This is a genomic window from Rhizobium sp. Root708 (assembly GCF_001429725.1).
Lineage (GTDB): Bacteria > Pseudomonadota > Alphaproteobacteria > Rhizobiales > Rhizobiaceae > Rhizobium.
The window spans coordinates 1-22,976 of sequence record NZ_LMHV01000040.1 but is presented as its reverse complement, the minus strand read 5'-3'; the positions used below and the strand labels follow the sequence as shown (position 1 = coordinate 22,976).

Annotated in this window: 23 protein-coding genes; 7 read left to right on the top strand and 16 right to left on the bottom strand. The window is 62.2% G+C overall.

Annotated features, from left to right (window positions below; genetic code table 11):
- Positions 1 to 19 precede the first annotated feature (19 nt).
- Positions 20 to 2,728: a sensor histidine kinase gene (locus ASE04_RS19345; protein ID WP_056820596.1), complete on the top strand. Its 2,709-nt coding sequence runs from the start codon at positions 20 to 22 to the stop codon at positions 2,726 to 2,728.
- Positions 2,725 to 3,426: a response regulator gene (locus ASE04_RS19340; RefSeq protein WP_056820585.1), complete on the top strand. Its 702-nt coding sequence runs from the start codon at positions 2,725 to 2,727 to the stop codon at positions 3,424 to 3,426. Before ASE04_RS19345 ends, ASE04_RS19340 begins: the two co-directional genes overlap by 4 nt.
- A gap of 76 nt (positions 3,427 to 3,502) precedes the next feature.
- On the opposite strand, the gene ASE04_RS19335 is transcribed toward ASE04_RS19340, so the two are convergent.
- Positions 3,503 to 4,090, bottom strand: a complete 588-nt coding sequence (locus ASE04_RS19335; protein ID WP_056821442.1) for a transglutaminase-like cysteine peptidase — start codon at positions 4,088 to 4,090, stop codon at positions 3,503 to 3,505.
- A gap of 226 nt (positions 4,091 to 4,316) precedes the next feature.
- Positions 4,317 to 4,646 carry a hypothetical protein gene (locus tag ASE04_RS30790; RefSeq protein ID WP_156408841.1) on the bottom strand — a complete coding sequence of 110 codons (330 nt, stop codon included), beginning with the start codon at positions 4,644 to 4,646 and terminating at the stop codon, positions 4,317 to 4,319.
- Between the two features lie 4 nt (positions 4,647 to 4,650).
- On the opposite strand from ASE04_RS30790, the gene ASE04_RS31935 reads away from it, so the two are divergent.
- Entirely contained in the window at positions 4,651 to 5,622 is a 972-nt protein-coding gene (locus ASE04_RS31935; RefSeq protein ID WP_156408840.1) for a hypothetical protein, read from the top strand.
- On the opposite strand, the gene ASE04_RS19325 is transcribed toward ASE04_RS31935, so the two are convergent.
- From ASE04_RS19325 to ASE04_RS19310, 4 genes are all read right to left on the bottom strand, one after another.
- Positions 5,529 to 6,110 carry a transglutaminase-like cysteine peptidase gene (locus ASE04_RS19325; protein WP_443216897.1) on the bottom strand — a complete coding sequence of 194 codons (582 nt, stop codon included), beginning with the start codon at positions 6,108 to 6,110 and terminating at the stop codon, positions 5,529 to 5,531. The two genes, ASE04_RS31935 and ASE04_RS19325, sit on opposite strands and share 94 nt — an antisense overlap.
- Before the next feature lie 275 nt (positions 6,111 to 6,385).
- On the bottom strand, positions 6,386 to 7,012 hold the full coding sequence (locus ASE04_RS19320; RefSeq protein ID WP_056820573.1) for an outer membrane protein: 627 nt from the start codon (positions 7,010 to 7,012) through the stop codon (positions 6,386 to 6,388).
- Positions 7,013 to 7,186: 174 nt separating this feature from the next.
- Entirely contained in the window at positions 7,187 to 8,749 is a 1,563-nt protein-coding gene (locus tag ASE04_RS19315) for a putative bifunctional diguanylate cyclase/phosphodiesterase (RefSeq protein WP_056820561.1), read from the bottom strand.
- A gap of 372 nt (positions 8,750 to 9,121) precedes the next feature.
- Positions 9,122 to 9,682 (bottom strand): histidine phosphatase family protein, encoded by a 561-nt coding sequence (locus ASE04_RS19310; protein ID WP_200960745.1) that lies wholly within the window; start codon positions 9,680 to 9,682, stop codon positions 9,122 to 9,124.
- Positions 9,683 to 9,902: 220 nt separating this feature from the next.
- Between ASE04_RS19310 and ASE04_RS19305 the strand changes: the two genes are divergently transcribed.
- The 3 genes from ASE04_RS19305 to ASE04_RS19295 all read left to right on the top strand — a co-directional run bounded on the left by ASE04_RS19305 (position 9,903) and on the right by ASE04_RS19295 (position 11,539).
- Positions 9,903 to 10,112, top strand: coding sequence for a CbtB domain-containing protein (locus ASE04_RS19305; RefSeq protein ID WP_037182520.1), 210 nt, complete (start codon positions 9,903 to 9,905; stop codon positions 10,110 to 10,112).
- 13 nt (positions 10,113 to 10,125) lie between these two features.
- Positions 10,126 to 10,869, top strand: coding sequence for a CbtA family protein (locus tag ASE04_RS19300; protein ID WP_056820555.1), 744 nt, complete (start codon positions 10,126 to 10,128; stop codon positions 10,867 to 10,869).
- A gap of 82 nt (positions 10,870 to 10,951) precedes the next feature.
- Positions 10,952 to 11,539 carry a hypothetical protein gene (locus ASE04_RS19295; protein WP_056821436.1) on the top strand — a complete coding sequence of 196 codons (588 nt, stop codon included), beginning with the start codon at positions 10,952 to 10,954 and terminating at the stop codon, positions 11,537 to 11,539.
- Here ASE04_RS19295 and ASE04_RS19290 read toward each other — a convergent pair.
- Together ASE04_RS19290 and ASE04_RS19285 are read right to left on the bottom strand one after the other, a co-directional pair.
- Entirely contained in the window at positions 11,530 to 11,874 is a 345-nt protein-coding gene (locus ASE04_RS19290) for a hypothetical protein (protein ID WP_056820550.1), read from the bottom strand. The genes ASE04_RS19295 and ASE04_RS19290 overlap by 10 nt on opposite strands.
- A gap of 99 nt (positions 11,875 to 11,973) precedes the next feature.
- Positions 11,974 to 12,636 carry a sulfite oxidase-like oxidoreductase gene (locus ASE04_RS19285; protein ID WP_056820548.1) on the bottom strand — a complete coding sequence of 221 codons (663 nt, stop codon included), beginning with the start codon at positions 12,634 to 12,636 and terminating at the stop codon, positions 11,974 to 11,976.
- Positions 12,637 to 12,795: 159 nt separating this feature from the next.
- Here ASE04_RS19285 and ASE04_RS19280 point away from each other — a divergent pair, with 159 nt between their 5' ends.
- On the top strand, positions 12,796 to 13,971 hold the full coding sequence (locus ASE04_RS19280) for a M20 aminoacylase family protein (RefSeq protein ID WP_056820545.1): 1,176 nt from the start codon (positions 12,796 to 12,798) through the stop codon (positions 13,969 to 13,971).
- A 46-nt stretch (positions 13,972 to 14,017) separates the two neighbouring features.
- Here the strand turns inward: ASE04_RS19280 and ASE04_RS19275 are convergent, their stop codons facing one another.
- The 8 genes from ASE04_RS19275 to ASE04_RS19240 all read right to left on the bottom strand — a co-directional run.
- Positions 14,018 to 15,805, bottom strand: a complete 1,788-nt coding sequence (locus tag ASE04_RS19275; RefSeq protein ID WP_056820543.1) for an adenine deaminase — start codon at positions 15,803 to 15,805, stop codon at positions 14,018 to 14,020.
- Entirely contained in the window at positions 15,802 to 16,722 is a 921-nt protein-coding gene (locus ASE04_RS19270; protein WP_056820540.1) for a nucleoside hydrolase, read from the bottom strand. Before ASE04_RS19270 ends, ASE04_RS19275 begins: the two co-directional genes overlap by 4 nt.
- 4 nt (positions 16,723 to 16,726) lie before the next feature.
- Positions 16,727 to 17,767 (bottom strand): ABC transporter ATP-binding protein, encoded by a 1,041-nt coding sequence (locus ASE04_RS19265; RefSeq protein WP_056820537.1) that lies wholly within the window; start codon positions 17,765 to 17,767, stop codon positions 16,727 to 16,729.
- Positions 17,760 to 18,539 (bottom strand): ABC transporter permease, encoded by a 780-nt coding sequence (locus tag ASE04_RS19260; RefSeq protein WP_056820534.1) that lies wholly within the window; start codon positions 18,537 to 18,539, stop codon positions 17,760 to 17,762. Before ASE04_RS19260 ends, ASE04_RS19265 begins: the two co-directional genes overlap by 8 nt.
- Positions 18,536 to 19,363, bottom strand: a complete 828-nt coding sequence (locus ASE04_RS19255; protein ID WP_056820530.1) for an ABC transporter permease — start codon at positions 19,361 to 19,363, stop codon at positions 18,536 to 18,538. Before ASE04_RS19255 ends, ASE04_RS19260 begins: the two co-directional genes overlap by 4 nt.
- Positions 19,364 to 19,421: 58 nt before the next feature.
- Positions 19,422 to 20,444, bottom strand: coding sequence for an ABC transporter substrate-binding protein (locus ASE04_RS19250; protein WP_056820526.1), 1,023 nt, complete (start codon positions 20,442 to 20,444; stop codon positions 19,422 to 19,424).
- 1 nt (position 20,445) lies between these two features.
- Positions 20,446 to 21,489 carry a LacI family DNA-binding transcriptional regulator gene (locus tag ASE04_RS19245; RefSeq protein ID WP_056820523.1) on the bottom strand — a complete coding sequence of 348 codons (1,044 nt, stop codon included), beginning with the start codon at positions 21,487 to 21,489 and terminating at the stop codon, positions 20,446 to 20,448.
- Positions 21,490 to 21,743: 254 nt separating this feature from the next.
- The coding region (locus tag ASE04_RS19240; RefSeq protein WP_056820520.1) for an efflux transporter outer membrane subunit at positions 21,744 to 22,976 on the bottom strand (1,233 nt) is incomplete at its 5' end.

Genomic DNA, 22,976 nt, shown 5'->3' with positions numbered 1-22,976 from the left:
CGCGATGAACCGAGAACCGATGCCAGAAGACGTTCGTGACCAGAATTTGAGGCCGTCGCCGGAAGCGTTGCTCGAAAAGGCGCAGGCCGAGGGCAGAGGGCGGCTGAAAATCTTTCTGGGAGCTGCTCCCGGCGTCGGCAAGACTTACGAAATGCTGATGTCCGGACGGGCGAAGATTGCTGACGGCGTCGATGTCGTCGTCGGCATCGTCGAGACGCACGGTCGCGTCGAAACCGAAGCACTCCTCGACGGGTTCGAGATCATTCCGCGCGTGATGGTGGACTACAAGGGGCGCAAGCTCGAGGAGATGGACCTCGATGCCATCCTCGCGCGCAAGCCGGATCTTGTTCTCGTCGATGAACTTGCACACACGAATGCCGACGGCAGCCGGCATCCGAAGCGTTATCTCGATGTAAAGGAACTGCTGGATCGGGGCATCGATGTCTATTCGGCACTGAACGTTCAGCACATCGAGAGCCTGAATGACGTCGTCTCGCAGATCACGCGCATCCGGGTGCGCGAGACGGTTCCGGATTCCATCGTGGACATGGCGGATGACGTCGAAATCATCGATCTGACGCCCGACGATCTCATCAAGCGGCTTCACGACGGGAAGGTGTACTTTCCGAAGACCGCGGAGAGGGCGCTCACCAACTATTTCACGCCCGGCAATCTGACGGCCCTTCGCGAGCTGGCGCTGCGCAAGACGGCGCAGCGTGTGGACGATCAGCTGCTCAACCACATGCAGGCGCACGCGATTTCCGGTCCCTGGGCTGCCGGGGAGCGCGTTCTCGTTTCGATTGACGACCACACGAGTTCGGCGTCGCTGGTGCGCTACGCCGCGCGAATGGCGTCGCGGCTACGGGCGCCCTGGGCCGCGGTCTATGTCGAGACCAATCGTTCCATCAATCTCAGTGAAGCGCAGCGCGATGCGATCGCGGCCAACCTGCGGCTTGCCGAACAGCTGGGCGGCGAAGCCATCACCCTTCCGGGACGCGAGGTTTCGGAAGAGCTGATGCGTTACGCTGGATCGAACAATGTCACGCACATTGTCATCGGCGCGCCCCGCCAGCCGGCATGGCGTGACTGGCTGCGCCCGTCCACGGCCGGCCTGTTGATCCGCAAGGCGGGGCACATCAGCGTTCATGTCATCTCCGGTGACGAGCTGGCGGCGTCGCCGCAGCGCGGCGTGAAGTCGGCAGCGCCAGCTACTCCCTTCGATATCCGAGCCTATCTGCTGGCAACGGTCTACGTCGTCGTCGCGCTCGGCGCCGGGATCGTTCTCGACCAGGTCTTGGATGTCCGTAACCTTGCGCTCGTGTTCCTCATGGCGGTGCTGACATCGGCCGTGCTCCACGGTCTGCGTCCCGCGCTCTATGCCTGCGTGATCGGGGCGCTGTCGTTCAACTTCTTCTTCCTGCAGCCGCGCTACACGCTGACGATCAGCGATCCGGACAGTGTGCTTGCCCTTTTCTTCTTCCTGGGCGTGGCGGTCATCGCCAGCAACCTGACGGCTACGGTCCAGCGGCAGGCATCCGCGGCGCGGCAGCGCGCCCGAACGACCGAAGATCTCCATCTGTTTTCCAAGAAGCTTGCCGGCACCGGCACGCTTGACGACGTACTCTGGGCGACCGCGTTCCAGATCGCGTCGATGCTGAAGGTCCGGGTCGTGCTGCTGTTGCCGGAGGACGGAACCATCGCCGTCAGGGCCGGCTATCCACCTGATGATACGCTCGACGACGCGGATATCGCCGCGGCGCGCTGGGCGTGGGAGCACAACCATGCGGCCGGACGCGGCGCGGACACGCTGCCGGGCGCCAAGCGCCTGTATGTGCCGCTGCGAACCGGGCGCACGGCGGTCGGGGTGATCGGGCTGGATAGCGATCGACGCGAGGGTCCGCTCCTGACCCCGGAGCAACAGCGCCTGCTCGATGCGCTCGCCGACCAGGCGGCACTCGCGATCGAACGCGTGCAACTGGTTGCCGATGTCGACCAGGCAAAACTTGCGGCCGAAGCGGACCGGTTGCGCTCGGCGCTGCTGACGTCGATCTCGCATGATCTGAAGACGCCGCTTGCCGCCGTCCTTGGCGCGTCGACCACCTTGCGCGACTATTTCGCGTCGCTTCCGGAAGAAGACAGGCGCGATCTCCTGTCCACTGTGGTCGACGAATCCGAACGGCTCAACCGGTTCATCGCTAATCTTCTCGACATGACGCGGATCGAATCCGGCGCCATGGAGCCGAATTACGCCTTGCACGATGTCGGCGACATCGTCGGCACCTCGCTGCGCCGCGCCGCCAAGATTCTCGTGCATCACTCGATCGAGGTCAGGATAGCCGAGGATCTTCCCGCGGTTCGCGTCGATCCGGTGCTCCTCGAGCAGGTGCTGTTCAATCTGCTCGACAACGCCGCGAAGTATGCCCCCGAGGATACTGTCATCGATATCAAGGGCTGGGCGAGCGGCGATCAGGTGCTGGTGCAGGTAGGGGATGCGGGGCCCGGAATTCCCCCGGGTGATCTCGATCGCATCTTCGATACCTTCTATCGCGTTCGGAAGGGCGATCAGGTGCGCGCCGGGACCGGGCTCGGCCTTTCTATCTGCCGCGGTTTCATTGAGGCGATGGGGGGCAGGATCGTTGCCGGAAACCGCACCGACCACCAGGGGGCGATCTTTACGATCCGTCTTCCGAGACCCCACGACACTCCCAAGCTGGAAGAATTCAAATGACCGGTTCACCCGTGAAAATTCTCGTCGTCGATGACGAGCCGCCGATCCGCAGGCTGTTGCGCGTCGGTTTGACGGCGCAGGGTTATGACGTGCAGGAAGCGGCCGATGCCGCTGCTGCGCGCCGCTCAGCCGAGGAGACGCCGCCCGACCTGATCGTCCTCGATCTCGGCCTGCCGGATACACCTGGCCACGACCTGTTGCGGGAATGGCGGGAGCAGGGGATTGCCACGCCTGTCGTCATCCTGTCGAGCCGAACGGACGAGGCCGGGATCGTCAAGGCGCTGGAGACCGGGGCGGACGATTATGTGACGAAGCCGTTCGGCATGAACGAGCTCGGCGCGCGGATCCGGGTCGCGCTGCGTCATCGCCTGCAGCAGCAGGGAGAGAAGGCCATCTTCCGCACTGGGGGGCTGTCGATCGATCTGGTCAAGCGCATCGTCAAGGTGGACGAGCGGGAGATCAAGCTGTCGCCGAAGGAATACGATATTCTCCGCGTGCTTGCTCAGCACGCAGGCAAGGTGCTAACACACCAGTTTCTGCTGAAACAGATTTGGGGGCCAGCCGCGGATGTGCAGTATCTGCGCGTCTATGTCCGGCAGTTGCGCCAGAAGATCGAAGAAGCACCCGATCAACCGCAGTACATCACGACGGAAACGGGCGTCGGCTACCGGCTACGGGAGGCGGATCCGACCGCTTAGGCTCAGGCCGTGCTCTTCTCAACGAAAAAGGGCCGCTGAGGCGGCCCGATTTCATGTTTTCGCAACGCGCGGCGCATCAGCTCTTGATAAACTGGCTCGCGCGTGGGCCTGCCAGCGTTACTTGCCAGCTGCCTTTCCTCTTGAAGTTCTGGCTGGCGAGGAAGGTATATCCCGTGCGGTGCCACGGCTTTACGCTGCCGCTCAGATTGTCCAGCACGTAATCGCCGGAGGGCAACCGGGCGAGCAGAACGAGATGGTTTCCACCGCGACGGTCAAGTACGACCGAGAGAGCCAATTTGTTGGCCGGGAACCCGACATCGATAAGCGTCTTCATCTTCAGGAGCGCATAATCTTCACAATCGCCCCGATTGTTGACGGGAAGGGACCAATACTCAGAACGTCCCGTTGTGGTGCGATCCTCCACCGGCGTGACCCGGGAGTTAACGTATCGATTGACTTGCTGTAATGCACGAAGCGCTTCGCCGTCCCCGACCCTGCCGCCACTATTGTTACGGCAAACCCAGCCGTAACGTGCACATGCGGAACTAAAACCGATCGGAGCTGCAATAGATCTGCTGGCTGGAATTTCTGATCCAGCAAAGCTTTGACTAGAAAGGGCAGGAATAGATACAACAAAACCCAGAATTGCCATAATTCGCCGCATATAAATCTCCTTGTTTTGCTTCATAAATGCTCGGTTCCTACCATTGGATGACACCGTAGTACTTAATAATGCAATTGCAGCCGAATTGAGTACGCCCCCTATGTTTTATGTCTCCTTTCAAAATTAGTCCACCCTAATATAACACTACCTCGTTGACGTCACGTTAACTATGGGAGTGAGCAATATGAACAGAACTCTAATCAAGCTCTCCGTCGGTGTCGGATTTCTACTGGCGGGAACCAGCCTGGCGGGCGCGCAGTCGCTCAATCTGAACTGCAATAACGTCATACCAGGATCGATTGAGGAGCGCCTTTGCTTCCCGGTCCAAACGATCTTCGACAACCCGTTCCTCGACGACAACCATGATCGCGGCGGACGCGGCGGGTCGTCGAATGGCACTGAAACGGCGAGCACCGGCTCCGGCAGCGTTTCCGATCCAGGCGATGACGACGACGATGACAATGGCCGCGGCCATGGTCGCCACCATCGGCATCACGATCGTGACCATAAGGGACACGGGAAGGGCCACCATGACGGCCATGGACCGAAGGGGCATGGCAATGGTCACGGTCCTGGCGACCCGGGTGATCACAATGGTCCCGGACCGAGAGGCCAACACGGCCATGGTCACGGTCACGGGCCTGGCGATCCAGGCGATCACAACGGTCCTGGACCGAGAGGCCATGGCCATGGCCATGGTCCTGGAGACCCGGGCGATCACAATGGTCCTGGACCGAGAGGTCATGACCACGCCGGCGGCGATCACAATGGTCATGGACCAAGGGGTCCTTGGGGCGGACCATGGGGTGGCCCATGGGGCGGACCGAAAGATCCGCGCGATAACGACGGTCATGGGCCGAAACATCACGGCGGCAGGGATCATGCCGGCGGATGGGGCCAGCAAAGTGGCCACGGTCATGGACCTAAGGGACCTGGTGGGCCTGGCGATCCCGGTGGACCTGGTGGTCCCGGTGGACCTGGTGGTCCCGGTGGACCTGGTGGACCTGGTGGTCCCGGTGGACCTGGTGGTCCTGGCGGCGGCTCGGGTGGTCCCGGTGGCGGYTCCGGCGGTCCTGGCGGCGGCTCGGGTGGTCCCGGTGGCGGCTCCGGYGGTCCCGGYGGCGGYTCSGGYGGTCCTGGCGGCGGCTCGGGTGGTCCCGGTGGCGGCTCCGGCGGTCCTGGCGGCGGCCATGGTGGTCCTGGTGGTGGATCGGGTGGCCCCACTTGACCTAGCGGTCACGGGCACAACAGAGGATCTGGCGGTTCCAGCGCCAATAGCGGAACGGCCGAATAACAGATCCCTGAAGGAAACGGTGATGGTCGCGCAACGCGCGGCCAGCACCGAACCGAAAGAAAATAAGGCCCGGGTCACCGCCCGGGCCTTATCAAATCTAAACCTCACGACATCGACGTGCTTGTTGCGGCGGCTAGCCGAAAATCAGGTTCCCGAGAACTGTCCGGCGCGTGGGCCGGCAAGCGTTACCTGCCATGCTCCCTTGTTGCTGAAGTTCTGGCTGGCGAGAAACGTGTAGCCGGTGCTTTCCCAGGTTCTGACACTTCCGGACAGATTGTCCAACACATAGTCGCCCGCCTTCAGTCTTGCCAAAAGCACGACGTGGTTGTTGCCGCGGCGATCAAGCACGACGGACATGGACAGCTTGTTGGATGGAAAGCCCGAATCGAGGAGCGTTTTCAGCTTGAGAAGCGCGTAGTCCTCGCAATCGCCGCGGCTGTCGATCGGCAGGGACCAGTATTCCGACTTTCCTGATGTCGTAATGTCCAGCGCAGGCCTTACGCTGGCGTTGACGCTGCGGTTGACCCGCTGCAGGAGCGGCATGGCGGCATCATCGCCGATCTTGCCGCCACCCTGATTGTGGCACAGCCAGGCATAACGCGCGCAAGCGGATGGAAAACCGATCGGGGCGCCTATCGAGCGTGAGGCGCGCAGCATCGAGCCCGCGGAGCCTTCGCTGGGCAGGATCGTCAATGCCGCCGCCACCATGGAAAGTATCAGGGAAATTCGCATCGACCACCTTTTCGGCAATATCATCCAGGACGACAGATTCTCACTATCGTATTGAATTTGCTTTGATTCTATCTGTTAGTAATTAACCATACATTAATGTTTGCGCTGCGGTCGCGGCGCATGCACTCTGTGAAACAGGTTTTGAACAGCTTTCTATTCGTGCCCGAAATACGCGGCCACTCTCAAAGCCGGGCGCCGCTATGCAGCCATGAAAAAAGGCCCGGATCTTGTCCGGGCCTTCGATATTTGGACAGCCTAGTTGCTATGCGTCAGAATTTAACGCCGACGCCTACAGTCACCACATTCTGGTTGAAGTCGGTGTCGATGCCGAGCAGGTTCTTGCTGCCGTAGTCGTTGTAGCGATATTCGAGCCTGCCGAAGACATTGTCGGTGAAGGCGTAGTCGACGCCTGCGCCGACCGTCCAGCCTGAGAAGGTGGCGCTGTCGTCGCCAAGCGGCGTGTCGACGTGACCACGAGCGCCGGTCCAACCGGCCGCGCCGTAAAGCAGGGCGTGATCGAGGGCGTAGCCGACGCGGGCGCGAACCGATCCCGTCGTGTCGAACTTGAATTCGTCGCCGCCGATCGTTTCCTTGTTCCAATTGTACGACGCATCGCCTTCAACGCCGAGAACGATGTTGTTGTCGAGCTGCCAGTTGTAACCACCGAAGCCGGTGATGAGGCCGCCGTTCATACTGGACGATCCGATGCCCGAAAAGTCGCCGTTGCCCCACGCGCCGCCGCCCTGCAGACCGACATAGAAGCCGTTCCAGGTAAATACGGGTGCTGCTGCCTGGGCGACCGGTTCCGGTGGCGTCTCAGTGACGACGTCGGCAGCCGATGCCACTCCGGCAAACGCGAGAAATGCTGCGGACGCAGTAATAATGCGGATACTCATGATTTTAGTCCCTCTCCTATGACAGGATGGTCTGCTTATGACGCCGGGCCGAATGCCCCATGCGTGAATCTGCACACAAGAACAGCGTGCATGCGGTCAAAAGACCGCAAGATTCGAGCAGAAACGCGTCCGTCGGAGGGAAAGTTCCATTAAATTTCGCTAATGTTGCGGATATTAACCGACGGCGGCTGTTTTTTCACGCTGCTCCAGGAAGATCAGCGTCTCGTTTGCCGGCATGGGCTTGCCGAAAAGATAGCCCTGGCCGATGTCGCAGCCGAGCTGGAGAAGGTGGCTGAGTTGACGATGCTCCTCGATCCCCTCGGCCGTCGTCTGAATGTTCAGGCTGTGACCGAGGCCCAGCATGGCGCGCACGATCTTTTCCTGACGCTCGTCTTCCCGGTAGGTCGCGATGAAGCTCTTGTCGATCTTGATCTTGTCAAAACGATAGCGGGCAAGCTGCGCAAGGCTCGAATAGCCGGTGCCGAAGTCGTCCAGGGCGATCTGGACGCCCGCGTCGTGGAGTTCCGCCAGGATCGCGGCGGCCGCCGCGGGGTCCTGGATGAGTGCGTTTTCCGTGATCTCGATCTCGAGACGCTGGGCCTTCAGGCCGCTTCCGGCGAGGACCTGGAAGATGCGCGTCGTCAGAAGCTTGTCCTCCATCTGCACCGGCGAGACGTTGAACGACAGGCGGATATGGTCCGGCCAGTTCAGCGCATCGCGGCAGGCCTGGTCGAGCAGGTCCTCGAACAGCGCGGTAATGAGGCCGGTCTCTTCGGCAATGGCGATGAAAGTGGTGGGCGGAATGCTGGTGCCGTCTCTGTCCGTCCAGCGCGCCAGCGCCTCGAAACCGCAAACCTCGCCGTTCCTGAGGTCGATGAGCGGTTGATAGAAGGGGCGTAGGGCCTTTTCCTGGATGGCGATACGCAGCTTGGCTTCGAGCGCTGCCCGCACCGTTACCTTTTCCCGCATGCCGGCTTCGAACACCAAATAATGGTTCGGGCCACGCGACTTGGCCTCGTACATTGCTAGATCCGCGCGGTGCGCAGCTTCCTCCAGCGGCTCCCGACCTTCCGCCCAGCGCTCGTAACCGACGCTCGCGCCCACCTCGACCGCGAAGCCCTGGATATGGACCGGCCGCGTCACGGCTTGAATCAGGAGGCGCGCGAAGCGTTGCTCCTGCTGCTCCGAAAACCCGGCTGCAATGACGATGAACTCGTCGCCACCGAAGCGGTAGACGGAGTCGGCACTGCCGATGGCGCAGATTCGCTTGGAAACTTCGATCAGCAGCGCGTCGCCGCCATTGTGACCGATCAGATCGTTGACCTTCTTGAAGCCATCGAGATCGATGCAGAAAATGGTGACATTCCTGATGGTCTCAGGATCGTCTTCCGAAGACGGCTTCCGGCGCAGGACCTTGCGCTCGAATGCGTAGCGGTTCGGCAGACGGGTCAAATGGTCGTGTGTCGCCGTCCAGTCGGCCTTGGCCTCCGCCCTGGCACGCTGATCCATCTCCTTGCGAAGGTCGGCGATCCGAAGCACGGAATAGAGAAAGCTCATGGCGCCACCGATGGCGAGCGCAAGTACCAGCTTGTCGGCGCCGTAAGGCTCGAACTCGCTGACGAAGGTCGCCAGCCAATAACCAAATTCCAGCATCGCTCCGGCAACCCACAGCGCCATACCCAGCGCTATGAGTGACAGACATTGCCGTCCGGCTCTGCTCCGGAAGAATACCGGCATTCCTCACTCCATCTCCACCCATCGCCGGGTTTAGCACCGAAGTCTGAAATGTTTGTTGAAACCGGAGGGCGATTTCTAGTGATCCGACCACGCGGATTGGTAGACGAGGTAGGGCGAGCGGCGGGCCCGCCCACCTCGATCAGAGATGCATGAACAGCGAAACGCTGACAAACAGCAACACAACGCAAACGGCAGTGGTCAGTCGCATGATGCGAGAGCGCCGTGCGCGTGCCCCGCTCCAGTCATAAGGCATGGTCGAACCTCCTTGATGAAGGTCGCGGCCCTTTCAGAGGTCGCGCAATTTAGCTATCGCGCAATTGCCTTGCGTAAAGCTGATCGCCGGCAGGGCGCTTGATAAAAGATGAGTCTGTCTCAGGCCGCGCCGAAACGAAGCGACCAGCGCGTTCCGTTGCAGGTCATTCGCACGAGCGAGAGCGGCTCGATGTCGATCCGCCAGAAAGAGGAAAGTGGTGCCTGCAAGGCTGCAAGCACTGCCGTCCGGATTACCGTCGCGTGGGTGATCGCGATTATGTGCCCACCGGTGCCGGAGTGGGTTTCCATCCACTCTTCGACACGGGCACGGACCATTGCAATGCTTTCGCCACCATGCGGCGCCTCGTCAGGTGTGGCGAGCCAGGCAGTCAGGCCATCGGGGTCGCTGTCCTGAATGCCGGCCATGCTTTGGCCGTTCCAGTAACCGTAGTCGCATTCGGCGAGCGCGGCGGAAACAGTAAAGGGCACGCCAAGAGCCTCGGCCGTCTGTCGCGTGCGCAGAGTGGGGCTGACGAAGGCCCGGTCGGAGCGTTGCAACGACTGGGCAAGGGCAACGGTTTCCTGAAACGCGGCTTCCTCCAGTGGCTCGTCCAAGGGAAAGCGGGCACCGCGATTGGCCGCGGTTGCTCCGTGACAGATCCAGGTGAGGCGCGTCATCATTCGGGTCGATTCCGGATAACGGGAGTGGTGGCCTGTCGCTGTATGAAGTTTCGTTGACAGGTTCGAGGCCGCAGATATAACGGTGATGTTGTGGGTTTGGAAGCCGGTGAAATTCCGGTGCGGTCGCGCCACTGTGACCAGGATGAGGATACCTCAAACTGGAAGTCAGACCCTACCACGCAACAATTCTCGACTGAACGCGTCATTCCAGGAGGAATACATGTCTGACACCACTTTTACGCCCGTTTCGGTTCCGGCGCCCATTCCCGTTGGCGAGATCTTGCCCTGGGCGATCTTCGGCGGTTTGCTGATGCTGATCGCCATCTATTTCGTCGGCACCGAGGAAGGCGCGATGGCGCTCTTCAACGGTATGTACGTGCATGAATTCGTGCACGACGGCCGGCATCTTCTCGGCTTCCCCTGCCACTAAGGGAGTTGCGAACATGGTTGGAAATCTTTTGCTTCGCGGCATGCTCGCGGGGGTGATCGCTGGCATCCTGGTCTTCGCATTCGCCCATACGTTCGGCGAGCCGCTGGTCGATCAGGCGATTGCCTTCGAGGAAGCAGCCGCGCAGGCTGCCGGCGAGGCGTCTGAGCCCGAGATCGTCACGCGCGCCACGCAGGCCGGCATCGGCCTCTTCACCGGCGTCATGGCCTACAGCGTCGCCGTCGGCGGTCTTTTTGCGCTCGTCTTCGCGTTCGTGCAGGGACGTATCAGCAGCTTGAGTGCCCGAGGAACCTCGGCGGTCATCGCCATCGCAGCGTTCGTCGCCGTGGTATTGGTGCCGAACGTCAAATATCCTGCGAATCCGCCTGCGGTCGGCAATCCGGATACGATCGGCGTCAGGACAGAGCTCTTCTTCCTGATGATCGTCGTGTCGATTGCTGCACTCGTTGCCGCAATCGTCGTGGCACGCCGTCTGGCTCCCCGCTTCGGCCTATGGAACGGCGCGATCATTGCCGGTCTTTGCCACATGCTGTTCATCGGGATCGTTCAGTATCTGCTGCCGCCGATCAACGAAGTGCCGGAGAACTATTCGGCGATGGTCCTGTGGAGGTTCCGGACGACCTCGATCGGCATGCATGTGATCTTGTGGGCTGCAATCGGGCTGGTGTTCGGTGCGCTTGCCAATCGCAAGCTTTCGGCAAGCGCCGGGCGACATGCTCGCGCTCCGGCGTTTCGATAGCCAGAGAGGAAGACCCCGGCCAAATCCGGGGTCTTTTGGTATCCCTTTGCCGAGTTCACATTTGTTCCGCGCGCTTACGCTCATGATGTTGCTGGTGACCGCCGGCGGCACGGCTGCCCATCAGCGTACGACCGAAGGGCCGCATGCCGGGATTGCCGTACCGGAAATATCGCATGGCGAAATGGTCATGATTGCCGAATACCGGTCGCGGATTATCGATCTGGCCGCAGGGGCGGTCGATACGAACGAGCCATTCCGGCGGGTTCTGAATTTCGCTGAGATCCAGTACGCCTATTGCCTCTGGGGCCGGATGCCCGGCAGCGTCACGGATGAGGCAAGCCCCTTCAACGAATGTGCGCATGCCTATCTTGCCGCCACAAAGGCGGTGTTGCTGATGATGCGGACGATGAAAGGCGAAGCGGAGGCCGCCGAGGCAATCGTCTCGGAAGTCGATGCCGGTATGGTTCGGCGTGGGCTGGCGCTGATCACCTGCGAGTTCAGCGGTGAGGCTTTCAACACGGCCGATATCGTTCGGCCGCGCTGGAGCGCGGTTCCCACGCACTTGGCCAGCCTCACCACTCTTGCTGGGCTTGCCGGGATCTCGGGCCTGCTGGTCGTGGCGGCGCTTGCAATCCTTCGCCGCCCAACCGTGCCAGAGCGTCAGACGTAAGCGACGCGCTCGCCGAACTCGCTGTCTTCATCGAAGTTCGTCGTGCCGATACGGTCGCCTTCACCGGAGAGCTTCGAGGGCTGGGAGCCGCCTGCGCTCTGCTCGCCGCTCTTCTCGCTCGACGAGTTTTCGAGCTTTGCCAGTTTCGCTTCGAGCGTCGATATATCGCTCTGCAGGGTCTTGGCTTCCGTCGGATCCTCGGTGCTCGCAAGCTCGGCTTCCTTGCTTGCGATTTGCTGTTTGATGCTGGCCGCATCGTCCGACGAGGACGAGGATGACGACGAAGAATTTGACGTAGAAAGCAATGTCGATGAGCTGGAAACTGCGCTGACCATGCGGTCCTCCTTTGGACGATCCGCATCTGTCTAGCGTGTTTCGGGTTACCGGCGAGTAAATAATGTACCATTTGGTACCATATTTCGCCAGCGCGTCATCTAGTCGTCCGAATAGCGCTGCTCGCGCCAGGGATCGCCCAGCATGTGGTATCCGTTCTTCTCCCAGAAGCCCGCGGCATCACCGGCGAGAAATTCGATACGCGACAGCCATTTCGCGCTCTTCCAGAAATAGAGGTGCGGCACCACCAGCCGCATCGGGCCGCCGTGGTCGCGCGTCAGGGGGTGGCCCTCCCAGGCGGTCGCGAGAATGGCGTCTTCGGCTGCGAAATCGGCAAGCGGCAGGTTGGTGGTATAGCCGTCGTAGCTCGTCAGCATGACATGCGTCGCTTCCGGCCTTGGCTGGACGAGATCAAGAAGATCGCGGGTTGCCACGCCTTCCCAGCGATTGTCGTAGCGCGACCACGTTGTTACACAATGGATGTCCGATGTCTTGCCGCTCTGTTCAAAAGCCGAGAAGGCAGCCCATGTCAGGTTCTGCGGATGCTCGACGCCTCCCACCACCTGCAGGCACCAGTTCTCAAGCTCGACGATCGGTTGCTGGCCGAGGTCGAGAACAGGCCAGTTCTTGACGAGGTGCTGCCCCGGAGGCAGACGGTCGGTTTCCGGACGGCTTATGCGTCCGGTGAGAAATCTGCCTTCGCCCGCCCATCGGCGCTTGGACGTGGTGAGCTTGCTGTCTGTCGAAGCGATATCGTCGGTCATCGGTCGTCCTCTGACAGAATTAGGCATTTCGGGGTTCGCGCTGTCAAGGATCGCTGAAGAAGCGCCCTGCTTGGTTGAACTCCATGCGCTTTTGACGGATAAGGTTCTCAAAAGCGGGGGCCGTTCCGGCGCCTGCTCGCAGTACAGGACGTCCGGCACATGCCCATTCCCGCCCGGATCGAAAACGATCTACCCTTCCTCACCGAGGTGCGTCGCGATCTGCACGCCCATCCCGAGCTTGGCTTCGAGGAGGAGCGCACGAGTGACGTCGTCGCGCGGTTGCTCGAGGAGGCGGGCATCAAGGTGCATCGCGGTCTCGGCGGTACCGGTGTTGTCGGTACGCTTCAGGTCGGCAACGGCCCGCGGACGATCGGGCTGCGAGCCGATATGGATGCGCTTGCGATGCCTGAAGTTGCTGATCGTCCGTATAAATCCAAATTTGCCGGCAAGATGCACGCCTGCGGACATGACGGGCACACCACGATGCTGCTCGGCGCGGCGCGACATCTGGCGGCGACGCGCGCGTTTTCCGGAACCGTGCATTTCATATTCCAGCCGGCAGAGGAGGGCAGGGGCGGTGCGCGCAAGATGGTCGAGGACGGTCTGTTCGAGCTCTTCCCGTGCGATGCCGTCTACGGTCTTCACAACATGCCTGGCCTTGCCGTCGATGAGATCGCCGTGGTCGAAGGACCGCAACTGGCATCGTCGGACAGCTGGCGCATAACCTTCCGAGGCACCGGAACGCATGGCGCCAAGCCGCATCTAGGCAAGGATCCGATCACGGCAGCCGGCACATTCCTGACCTCGTTGCAGACGATTGTCGGACGCGTCGTCGATCCGCTGCAGCCGGCCGTCGTCAGCGCTTGTTCGCTGCAGGCGGGCGATCCCAAGGCATTGAACGTGATCCCCGATATCGTCGAGATCGGCGGGACTGCCCGGGCTTATTCGCCTGAGGTCCGCGACCAGCTCGAGGAAGAGATCGGCAGGCTTGCGAAGGGCACGGCGGCGATGTTCGGCATTGCGGTCGATTACCAGTTCGAACGGCGCATCCCGCCTGTTGTCAATGACAGCGATGCGACCGCGCGTGCGCTAGGCGCTGCCGGAGCTGTCTTCGGGGGGAAGGTCCGCACCAGCTTCCCGCCGTCAACGGCAGGCGATGATTTCGCCTTCTTTGGCCAGAATGCGCCTGGATGCTACGTTTGGCTCGGCAACGGCCCTGCTGTCGATGGCGCCCTGCATCACAATACCGCGTATGACTTCAACGACCATGCCATCGGTTATGGCGCGGCCTTTTGGTCAACGCTGGTAGAGCACGAGCTCAAGGCCGTACTCTAGATCACTTGCCCGCCACGCTGGTATCCGGGGCACCCGGATGCTGCCGCTATTCGCTGTCGAGAATCTCGATCACGGGGCTTTCGAGCACCTTGCCGGTCAGGACGTCGGCAATCCCCCGATCCGTCTGATGCGGACCGACGTTGCAGGCAAGCGTGGCGCCGAAGCAGGCCTTGAAAACAAGATAGGGTGGCTTCCAGTCGACGATCTTCTCCATCGCCTTCCGGATCGCCCGGAAGGACGCCGCTGTTTCTTCCAAGGGCGCTTCGGTGACGAGGCCGGACACCGGCAGAGGCAGAAGCGCTTCGATCCGGCCATCCTTGGCGACAGCCATGCCGCCGCCCGCTGATATCACCGCATTGGCGGCGACCGCCATGTCGCGTGCGTTGCCGCCGAAGACCGTGAGGTTGTGGCTGTCGTGGGAGACCGTCGTGCAGAAGGCTCCGCGCCATTCTCCCCAGCCCGTGAGGAAGCCGACCCGCGGGCGACCGTCGACCTTGCCGTGCCGATGCGCGACAGCGATCATGGTGCTTCCGGCCGGCGGAACGACGAAACCGCCGTCGACGCCGGTTTCCGCCTCGGCCCACTGCGTAAAGCGGGGGCGGTCGATCGTGGCGACACGAACGAGCTTGCCGGTGGCGGGGACTTTGAAGTCATTGTCGGTCAGGGCGGTCAGCTTGACCGAGTTCTGCAGAGCGATGGTGTCGAACGAGCGCAACTGGGCGTCCATCTCGCCTGACGTCGAGACGATTGCGCCGTTGGCGATCACCGCCTTCGTGGCGAAGCCAACGAGGTCTTCGAAGAGCACGATATCGGCGCGTCGCCCAGCCGCAATCAGGCCAAGATCCGAGCGCTTCAGTCGCTGCGCTGCATTGAAGGTGGCGGCTCTCAGCGCCCATTCCGGCTTCATGCCATAGCGGACGAGCCGGCGGATGACATCGTCGAGACCCCCGCCGTCGTTCAGTTCGTCCGGGAAGACATCGTCGGTGCAGAGCGTGACTGTCGATGGCAGGTGGCCGATGCTGTTGAGCGCGGTTACGAACTCCTGCAGCAGATGATCATGCGAGCCGCGCAGCTCGATGGTCAGCCCGGCGGCGAGCTTCTGCAGCAGGTCCGCGCTGGAGGTTAGTTCGTGATCGGAGCTGACACCGGCCGCCATGAAGGCGTTCAGGTCAGCGCCTTCAAGTCCGCGCGCGTGGCCGCAGACCGGCTTTCCCGAAGCGAGGCCGGCATTCACGATATCGGTCATGCGTGGATCGCCGTCGATGACGCCGCGCATGTTCATCACTTCGGCAACACCGCCGATGCCGGGCCAACGCAGCATTTCAGCGACAACCGATGCGTCGAAATCGGCGCCGGCGACTTCAAGCCCGGGTGCGGAAGGAACGCAGGACGGCGCAAGCACGATCGTGCGCAGCGGCAGGCATCGGGAGGCCTCGATCGCCCAGCGCACACCGTCGAGGCCATGGACGTTGCCGAACTCGTGCGGATCCCAGACAACAGTCGTGACGCCGCGTGGAACGACGGCTGCCGCATAGGCGGCGGGTGTCACCATCGAGCTTTCGATATGCATGTGCGTATCGATGAGGCCCGGCGAAATGACGCTGCCTGTCGCATCGACGGTTTTTGCTGCGTCGGTGCGGCTGCCCAGCGCGTGGACGCTTGCAATCAGTGGTCCGACGATACCGATGTCGGCCTCGCGGATCAGTCCGGTGACGATATCGAGCAGGCGCCCGCCCGAGATCAGCAGGTCGAAAGGCGCATCACCGCGCGCGGCGGCGACGGCACGGGCACGAAGTGCCGGATCGTTCAGATCCTTCGGTTCCGCGGTGCTCATCGGCTGGCCTCATCGATCAGCGCGCCGAGGATCAGGGCACGGGCTCTTTCAGCGTCGATGTCGACGGTGTATTCGGCGTTGAAGGTCCCATGCGTCGCCCGGGTCTCGACCACGGTGCGGCCACGCGTATGCTGGCCCTGCAGTTCGGCGTCGATCCGTGCAGGACGGAAGGTAGCGATCTCGGGTGCGACGAAGGCGACGGCGGCGGACGGATCGTAGATCGCCATCCCCGGCCTGCCGCGGCTTGTGCCGATACCGATGTAACCGTCGAGCATGTCGGCGATCAGCGCTGCGTTGGCACCACCGGCGTTTCGCACCGGGCCAACGTCGTCGGGCGTTGCGATGACCTTGCGGCAGAGATCGAGGTCTATCATCCGCAGCGGCAGGTTATGGGCGAGAACGATGGCAAGCGCTTCCGGATCAGCCAGTGCGTTGAACTCGGCGGATGCCGTGTGATTGCCGGCGGTGACGCCGCCACCCATCCAGGTCAGTTCCGTGATGCGGGCCGCGAGGTCCGGGCGTGCCAGAGCGAGCGCCGCGAGGTTGGTCAACGGAGCGAGCGCCAGGATCCGGTGCGGGCCTTCGGTTTCCAGCCAGCGGCAGAGCGCTCCGAACGCGTCGCTTTCCGGCAAGGCCGGCGCGGCGGGCAGGCCTTGGCCTGATGTCGGAATCCCAGTTTCGCCGAGGATCGCCTGCGCGGTCTCGAGCTGGCCGAGCACAGGCATGGCGCGGCCGCTGTGGATCGGGAAGGTCCAGCCGAAGGCCTTGGCGGCGCCAGATGCGTTGACGCGCACCTGCGGCAGCGGCGTGTTGCCGAAGACGAGCGAGACGCCTGATATGTCGAGCTTTGCGTGGATCACCACGAGGATCGCGGCGATATCGTCAAAACCCATGTCGGTGTCGATCCAGACGCCCATGATGTTACCTGTAACGTGAGAGGGGCGCTGCAGCGGCAAGCGGCAGATCGAAGGGAAGCGTCGAGCCGATCGCATGTGTCGGCAGCTCGGCATCGACTTCGGCCTTGATCGGTCCAAGCGGCGTGTCGAGCAGATATTCGCGGGTGTTTCCGGCAAACGAGGTGCCGCGCACGGTGCCCTGGTAAGGACCTGAACCAAGGTTCACCATGCGCGGACGCCAGGCCAGGCCCTTTGCGGCTTTCGTCGCTAGGGCGGGCGGCACTGGGGCGGAAAGCTCGACGAGTGAGTTGGATGTCGCGAGCTTGCCGTTTTCCAGCGCAAAGACGTTTTCGAAGCCGACGAAATCGGCGACGAAGGCCGAGACGGGCTTGTTGTAGATTTCTTCCGGCGTGCCGATCTGCTCGATGCCTCCATCAAGCATCACCACAATCCGGTCGGCGAGCGCCAGCGCCTCGATCTGGTCGTGGGTGACGAAGATCATGGTGACGCCGGTTTCCTTCTGGACGCGCTGCAGCTCGGCGCGCATTTCCAGGCGCAGCCGGGCGTCGAGGTTGGAAAGTGGTTCGTCGAGCAGGAGAACCTTCGGCTCCATGACCATGGAGCGGGCAAGCGCCACGCGCTGTTGCTGGCCGCCCGAGAGTTCGGCGGGCTTGCGATCGGCGAATTTCGCAAGGCCGACCGACTTGATGCCGGCACTGACCTTGGCGTCGAGATCCTTGCCGCCGATGCCCTTGAGGCGCAGGCCGAAGGCGACGTTTTCATAGACGGTCAGATGCGGGAACAGCGCGTAGGACTGGAAAACGAGGCCGACGTTGCGCTTGTTGGCGGAAACACGGGTAATGTCGTTGCCATCGAGCGTGATGCGGCCGGATGTCGGGGAGAGCAGGCCGGCGATGGAGCGCATCGTCGTCGTCTTGCCGCAGCCGGAGGGACCGAGGAGAGCGACGAGCTCGCCCTTTGCGATCGTGAGATCCAGATCCTTCACCGCGACCGTATCGCCGTAGGCAAGCGTCAGCTTGTCGAGTTTGAGATAGGTGTCAGACATAACGAGAGAATCCTAAGAAGCGTTCGGCAAGAAAGACGATGCCGATGGAAAGGAAGGCGAGCAGCGAGGAGAGTGCCGCGATCGACGGATCGTAGGTTGTCTCCATGTAGCCCAGCATGTCGATCGGCAGCGTGCGCACGCCCGGACCGGAGAGGAAGAGCGAGACCGGCACCTGATTGAAGCTCGTCACGAAGCCGAGGATGAAGGCCGCGAGGATGCCGCCACGGATATTCGGCATGACGACGCGGAAGAAGGCGCCAACGCGCGAGGAGCCGAGCAGGACGGCTGCTTCTTCCATATCCGAGCGCAGGTTGTTGAGGCTGGCTGACACCACGCGCACGGCATAGGGCAGCACGAGCGCCGTGTGGGCCATGAACAGGGCCAGCGTGATGTTGAAGCCGAAGGGCACGACGAGATAGCGCAGCAGCGCCAGGCCGACGATGATGCCGGGAACGATGATCGGCAGCGATACGATCGTGCGGACGGTTTCGCCGAAGGGCAACTTGTAGCGCGACAGCGCATAGGCGGCGGGGATGCCGAGGACGAGTGCTGTCAGCGTGCCGAAGACGGCGAGGAACATCGACATGGCGAAGCTCTCGCGGAAACTGTCGATGGTGAAGACCTTGGCGACCCATTTCAGGGAAAGGCCCTGCGGCGGGAAGGCGAGCGTGTCGCCGGCCGACAGTGATGCGGCGATGATGATCAGGAACGGGCCGATCAGGAAGATCAGCAACAGGCCGAGAACCAGCGGAGAGAGAAGACGCGTGGTCATCGCTTATTCCTCGCCGTGGCAAGCCGTTTGAGGAGGATATTGGCGGCAAAGCTCATGACGATCAGCATGAAGGCGATGACGCTTGCCGAGACGAAGTTGTTGGCAACCGACACCTGCTGATAGAGCAGTGTTTCAAGCATCAGCACCTTCGAGCCGCCGAGCACGGCAGGCGTGATGTAGGCTGTCAGTGATCCGGTGAAGACCAGCGTGCCGCCAACGACAAGGCCCTCGCGGGTGAGCGGCAGGATCACCTTCCAGAACACCTGGAACCAGTTGGCGCCGAGCACGCGGGCAGCGGGAATGGCATCCTTAGGCATATTCTCCAGCGCGCTGATCAGCGACAGGATCATCAGCGGCAGGAAAAGCTGCAAGAGGCCGATGAAGACGGCGGTCTCGGTGAAGAGCAGGCGCAACGGGCCGTCGCTGAGGCCGAGGCATTGGATGGCTTGGTTGACGATGCCGGTGCGACCGAGGATGACGATCCAGGCATAGGTGCGGGCGACCGGGGAGATCATCAGCGGCAGGGTGATGAGACCGATCATCCGGCCCTTGCCCTTGGGTGGCATGTTGACGATCGCGAAGGCGGCGGCATAGCCGATGACGGCAGAGACTGCCGTGACCTCGAGCCCCAGCCGGAAGGTCCGCAAAAAGACAGTGCGGTTCAGCGACTCGGAAAAGAAGCCGGTATAGGCGGCAAACGTCCAGCCGCCATCCACGCGGAAGCCTTCGGAGAGGAGGACGACGACGGGCAGCAGGAAGACCAGCGCGGCAAAGATTGCTGCGGGCAGGGCAAGCGCCAGGGCTTCTGCGCGGTTCTGAAACATGAAAAGACTTTCGACGGATAAAAGTGCCGGTAGGCAAATTGCCGAGCCGGCCTTGAGATTACTGGCCGACCTTGTCGTTCCATTCCTTCAGCCATGCGGCGCGATTGTCGAGCGCGGCTGCGGATGGGATGAGCTTCAGGCTCTTGGCGGTTTCTTCGCCATAGGTCAGGTTGTTGGCGGCTTCCTCGGAGAGCTTGACCTCCTTGTTCGCAGGACTGTCGACCAGCTTTTCAGCAAGCTTCGTCTGCGTTTCGGTGGAGAGCCAGAAGTCCATGAACTGCAGGGCGAGATCGCGGTTCTTCGATCCCTTGGTGACGACCATGACGTTCATGCCGCCGGTCTGGCCTTCCTTGGGTGTTGCCCATGCGACGGGAACGTCGAGCTTGGTGAAGCCGGCCCAGGAAAAGCGGCCGATCGGCGCTGCCCAGATTTCCTCCTGCTGCATCAGCTGCACAAGCTGCGAGGACTTTTCATAGAAGGTGACGATCTCGTCCTTCTTCTCGCCGAGCGCCTCGATCGGGGCCTTGAGATCCGGGTTGTCGCTGCCGAGCGCCTGGCCGAGCATGAAGAGCGCCGGCGGACCCTGGTTGGTGGTGACGTTCGGAAAGGCGACATGGCCGACATATTCAGGCTTCAGCAGGTCGGCCCAGGACTCGATCTTCATCTTGTCGGAGCGATAGGCGATCGAGGTTGCGTAGAAGGTGTAGCCGACGCTCATGCCGTCGCCGTTCGGATCCTTGGCGAGGTCGTAGAGCTTGCCGAAGTTGGAGAGCTTTGCCGTATCGACCTTGTCGATCAGATCCTTGCGGGTGGCCGACAGGGCATCGGCCATGGAGACGACGGCCATGTCGATGACGGGGTTCGCCTTGTTGGCCTCCATCTTGGCAAGACGCTCGACGCTGTTGCCGGTCTCAACAACCAGCTTGCAGCCGCACTTGGCCTCGAAGGGATCGTAGACGATCGACTTGAAGTCATCCTGAGCAAAGGCATAGACGGAAATCGTCAGCGTCTTTTCCTCTGCCTTCGCGGCGAGGGGCGACAGCGCCAGTAGCGCGGCCGAAGCGATGAGGGCCTTTTGCATGTCAGGAGTTCTCCGTCTGGTAGGTAAGGTGAGCCGCGGTCGGGGGGCCGGACGATTGCCGAACGATCAGCTGCATCGGCACGCGATCCGTTTCGGCGGTTACAAGCACGCCTTCACGTGGTCCAGTTTCCTGGATCGTCTTGACGAGGGATCCGATCGCGATCTCGGCGATCAGACGCATGTCCATGGCAGCTGTCGTCAGCGCCGGTGTAATCACTGGCGACCAGATGAGGTCGTCGAAACCGGTAACGCTTGCCATATTGGGCACGACGATGCCGTCGCGCTGAAGTTCGGTCAACGCGCGTAGCGCCTGCAGATCGGAGAGGGCGGCGAAAGCGGTGTAGCCCTCCCGAACCTTCTCCGCCAGACCGAGGCTGCAGCCGTTGCCCTGGTCTCGCTCCAGCCGTTCGATCCATAGCGTCGTCGATTGCATGTCGGCGGCCAGGCCGGAGCGAATGCCGCCCGCGCGATCGTTCTGGACGTTGGATTCCGGATTGTTACCGATGATCAGGATACGCTTGTGGCCGAGTTCGGCGAGGTGTGTCGCGATATCGCGTCCGCCCTGCCAGTGGTCGGCAGCAACGGTATTGCCGGGCGTGGACGCCGTATCGATTACCGCGACCGGGCAGCTTGCGGCTGAAATACGCGTGGCACGCCGCGGCACGATGACCATACCCTCGACGCCGCGCTCGATCAGCCGGTTGATGGCTTCGGTCTGCGCAGCGACATCGCCTCTGGAGTCGGCAATCAGGACGCCGTAGCCGGCGGTTGTCGCGGCGAACTCGATGGCCTGCGCAAGTTTCGGGAAAAGGGGATTTGCGATGTCCGGCAGTACCAGACCCAACACGCCGCTGCGGCCGGTGCGCAGTGCCCGTCCAGCCTGGCTCGGGACGTAGCCAAGCTCGCTGGCATGTTCGCGGATTCTCTCCGCAAGGCTTTCGGATACCCGGCCCTTGCCAGACAGAGCGTTCGATACGGTCGCCACGGAGACACCCAGCGACGTCGCTATCCTGCTCAGATTCGGTCCCGGTCTCGCTGGAGGCATGGTTGCCGACGCCCGTAGGTTAATCGTTTAACCATTCCGTATAGTACGGGGTTGCCGTTGTCGAATCCAAATTGGCTCTGGAGAGATAATTATCCGCCCCGTGGCGATAAAAAGAAAGCCCCGGCGAACCGGGGCTTTCCAAACTCTATTTTTCTCAGCTTGCCTTTGGCGGAGCGACGGTTGGTTTTCCGTCCGGTGTGTATCCGCCGCCGATGGCGATGTTGAGGGAGACGTAGTCCTTGGCCATCTGCTGNTCAGCTTGCCTTTGGCGGAGCGACGGTTGGTTTTCCGTCCGGTGTGTATCCGCCGCCGATGGCGATGTTGAGGGAGACGTAGTCCTTGGCCATCTGCTGGACGGCTGCGGCCAGGCTTGCCTGGGCGAGCGAGACCTGACGCTGGGCGTCGAGGACGTCGAGCAGCGAGGAGGCGCCATCCTTGTAGCTGGCGGTCGACAGATCCAGGGTCTCCTGGGTCGTCTTGACCTGGGCGCGCAGCGACTCGACCGTCTGCGCATCGCGGCGGACCGCCGACAGYGCGTTYTCGACTTCCTCGACCGCTTCCAGAACCGTCTGCTTCCAGGCGAGRTACTGGGTCTTGGCCGTCGACTTGGCAATGTCGACATTGGCGCGCAGRCGGCCGCCGTCGAAGATCGGCAGCGTCAGCGTCGGGCCGAAGGACCAGGTCGTCAGGCCGCCATTGGCGCCGACCGGGCGCACGTAGGAGGGCGAGATCGAGCCCGACAGGGTGATGGTCGGGTAGAGCTGCGAGATCGCAACGCCGATATCGGCGGTGGCTGTCGCCAGATTGCGCTCGGCAACGCGGATGTCGGGACGGTTGCGGATCAGGTCGGCCGGAACGCCGGCCTTGATGCCGCCGCGGAAGATCGGCTGCGTCGAGCCGCGCAGCAGCTCGTCGACCATCGAACCGGCAGGCTTGCCGAGCAGGGTGGCGATATGGTGGGCCGAGACGCGGGCATTGGTTTCGAGGCCGGGGATTTCGGCCTGCGTCGACTGCACCAGACCTTCGGCCTGGACGACGTCGAGGCGCGAGGCGGCACCCGCGTCGAGCTGGAACTTGGTCAGCTCGTAGGTTTCCTGACGCGACTTCAGGTTTGCCCGCGAGAGCGCGATGCGCTCCTGGTAGTAACGCAGGTCGATGTAGGAGTTCACCAGATCCTGGATGTAGGTGAGCTTGGCGACATCGGCGGTCGAGTAGGCGGCATCGAGCGACGCCTGGGCGCTTTCCTTCGAACGGCGGTACTGGCCGAACAGGTCGAGCAGCCACGAGACACTTGCCGTGCCTGACGTGGTGTTGGTGGCGCCAATGTCGGTGCGGCGCTCGCCCATGCTGCCGCTGACCGTGTGGTCGGCTCCGACCACCAGGCTCGGCAGCGAGCCGGCGCCGGCAACCGTCACGTTCGACGCTGCCGCATTGATGCGCTCCAGCGACTGCTGGATCGACAGGTTCTCATTCAGGCCCTGGCCAAC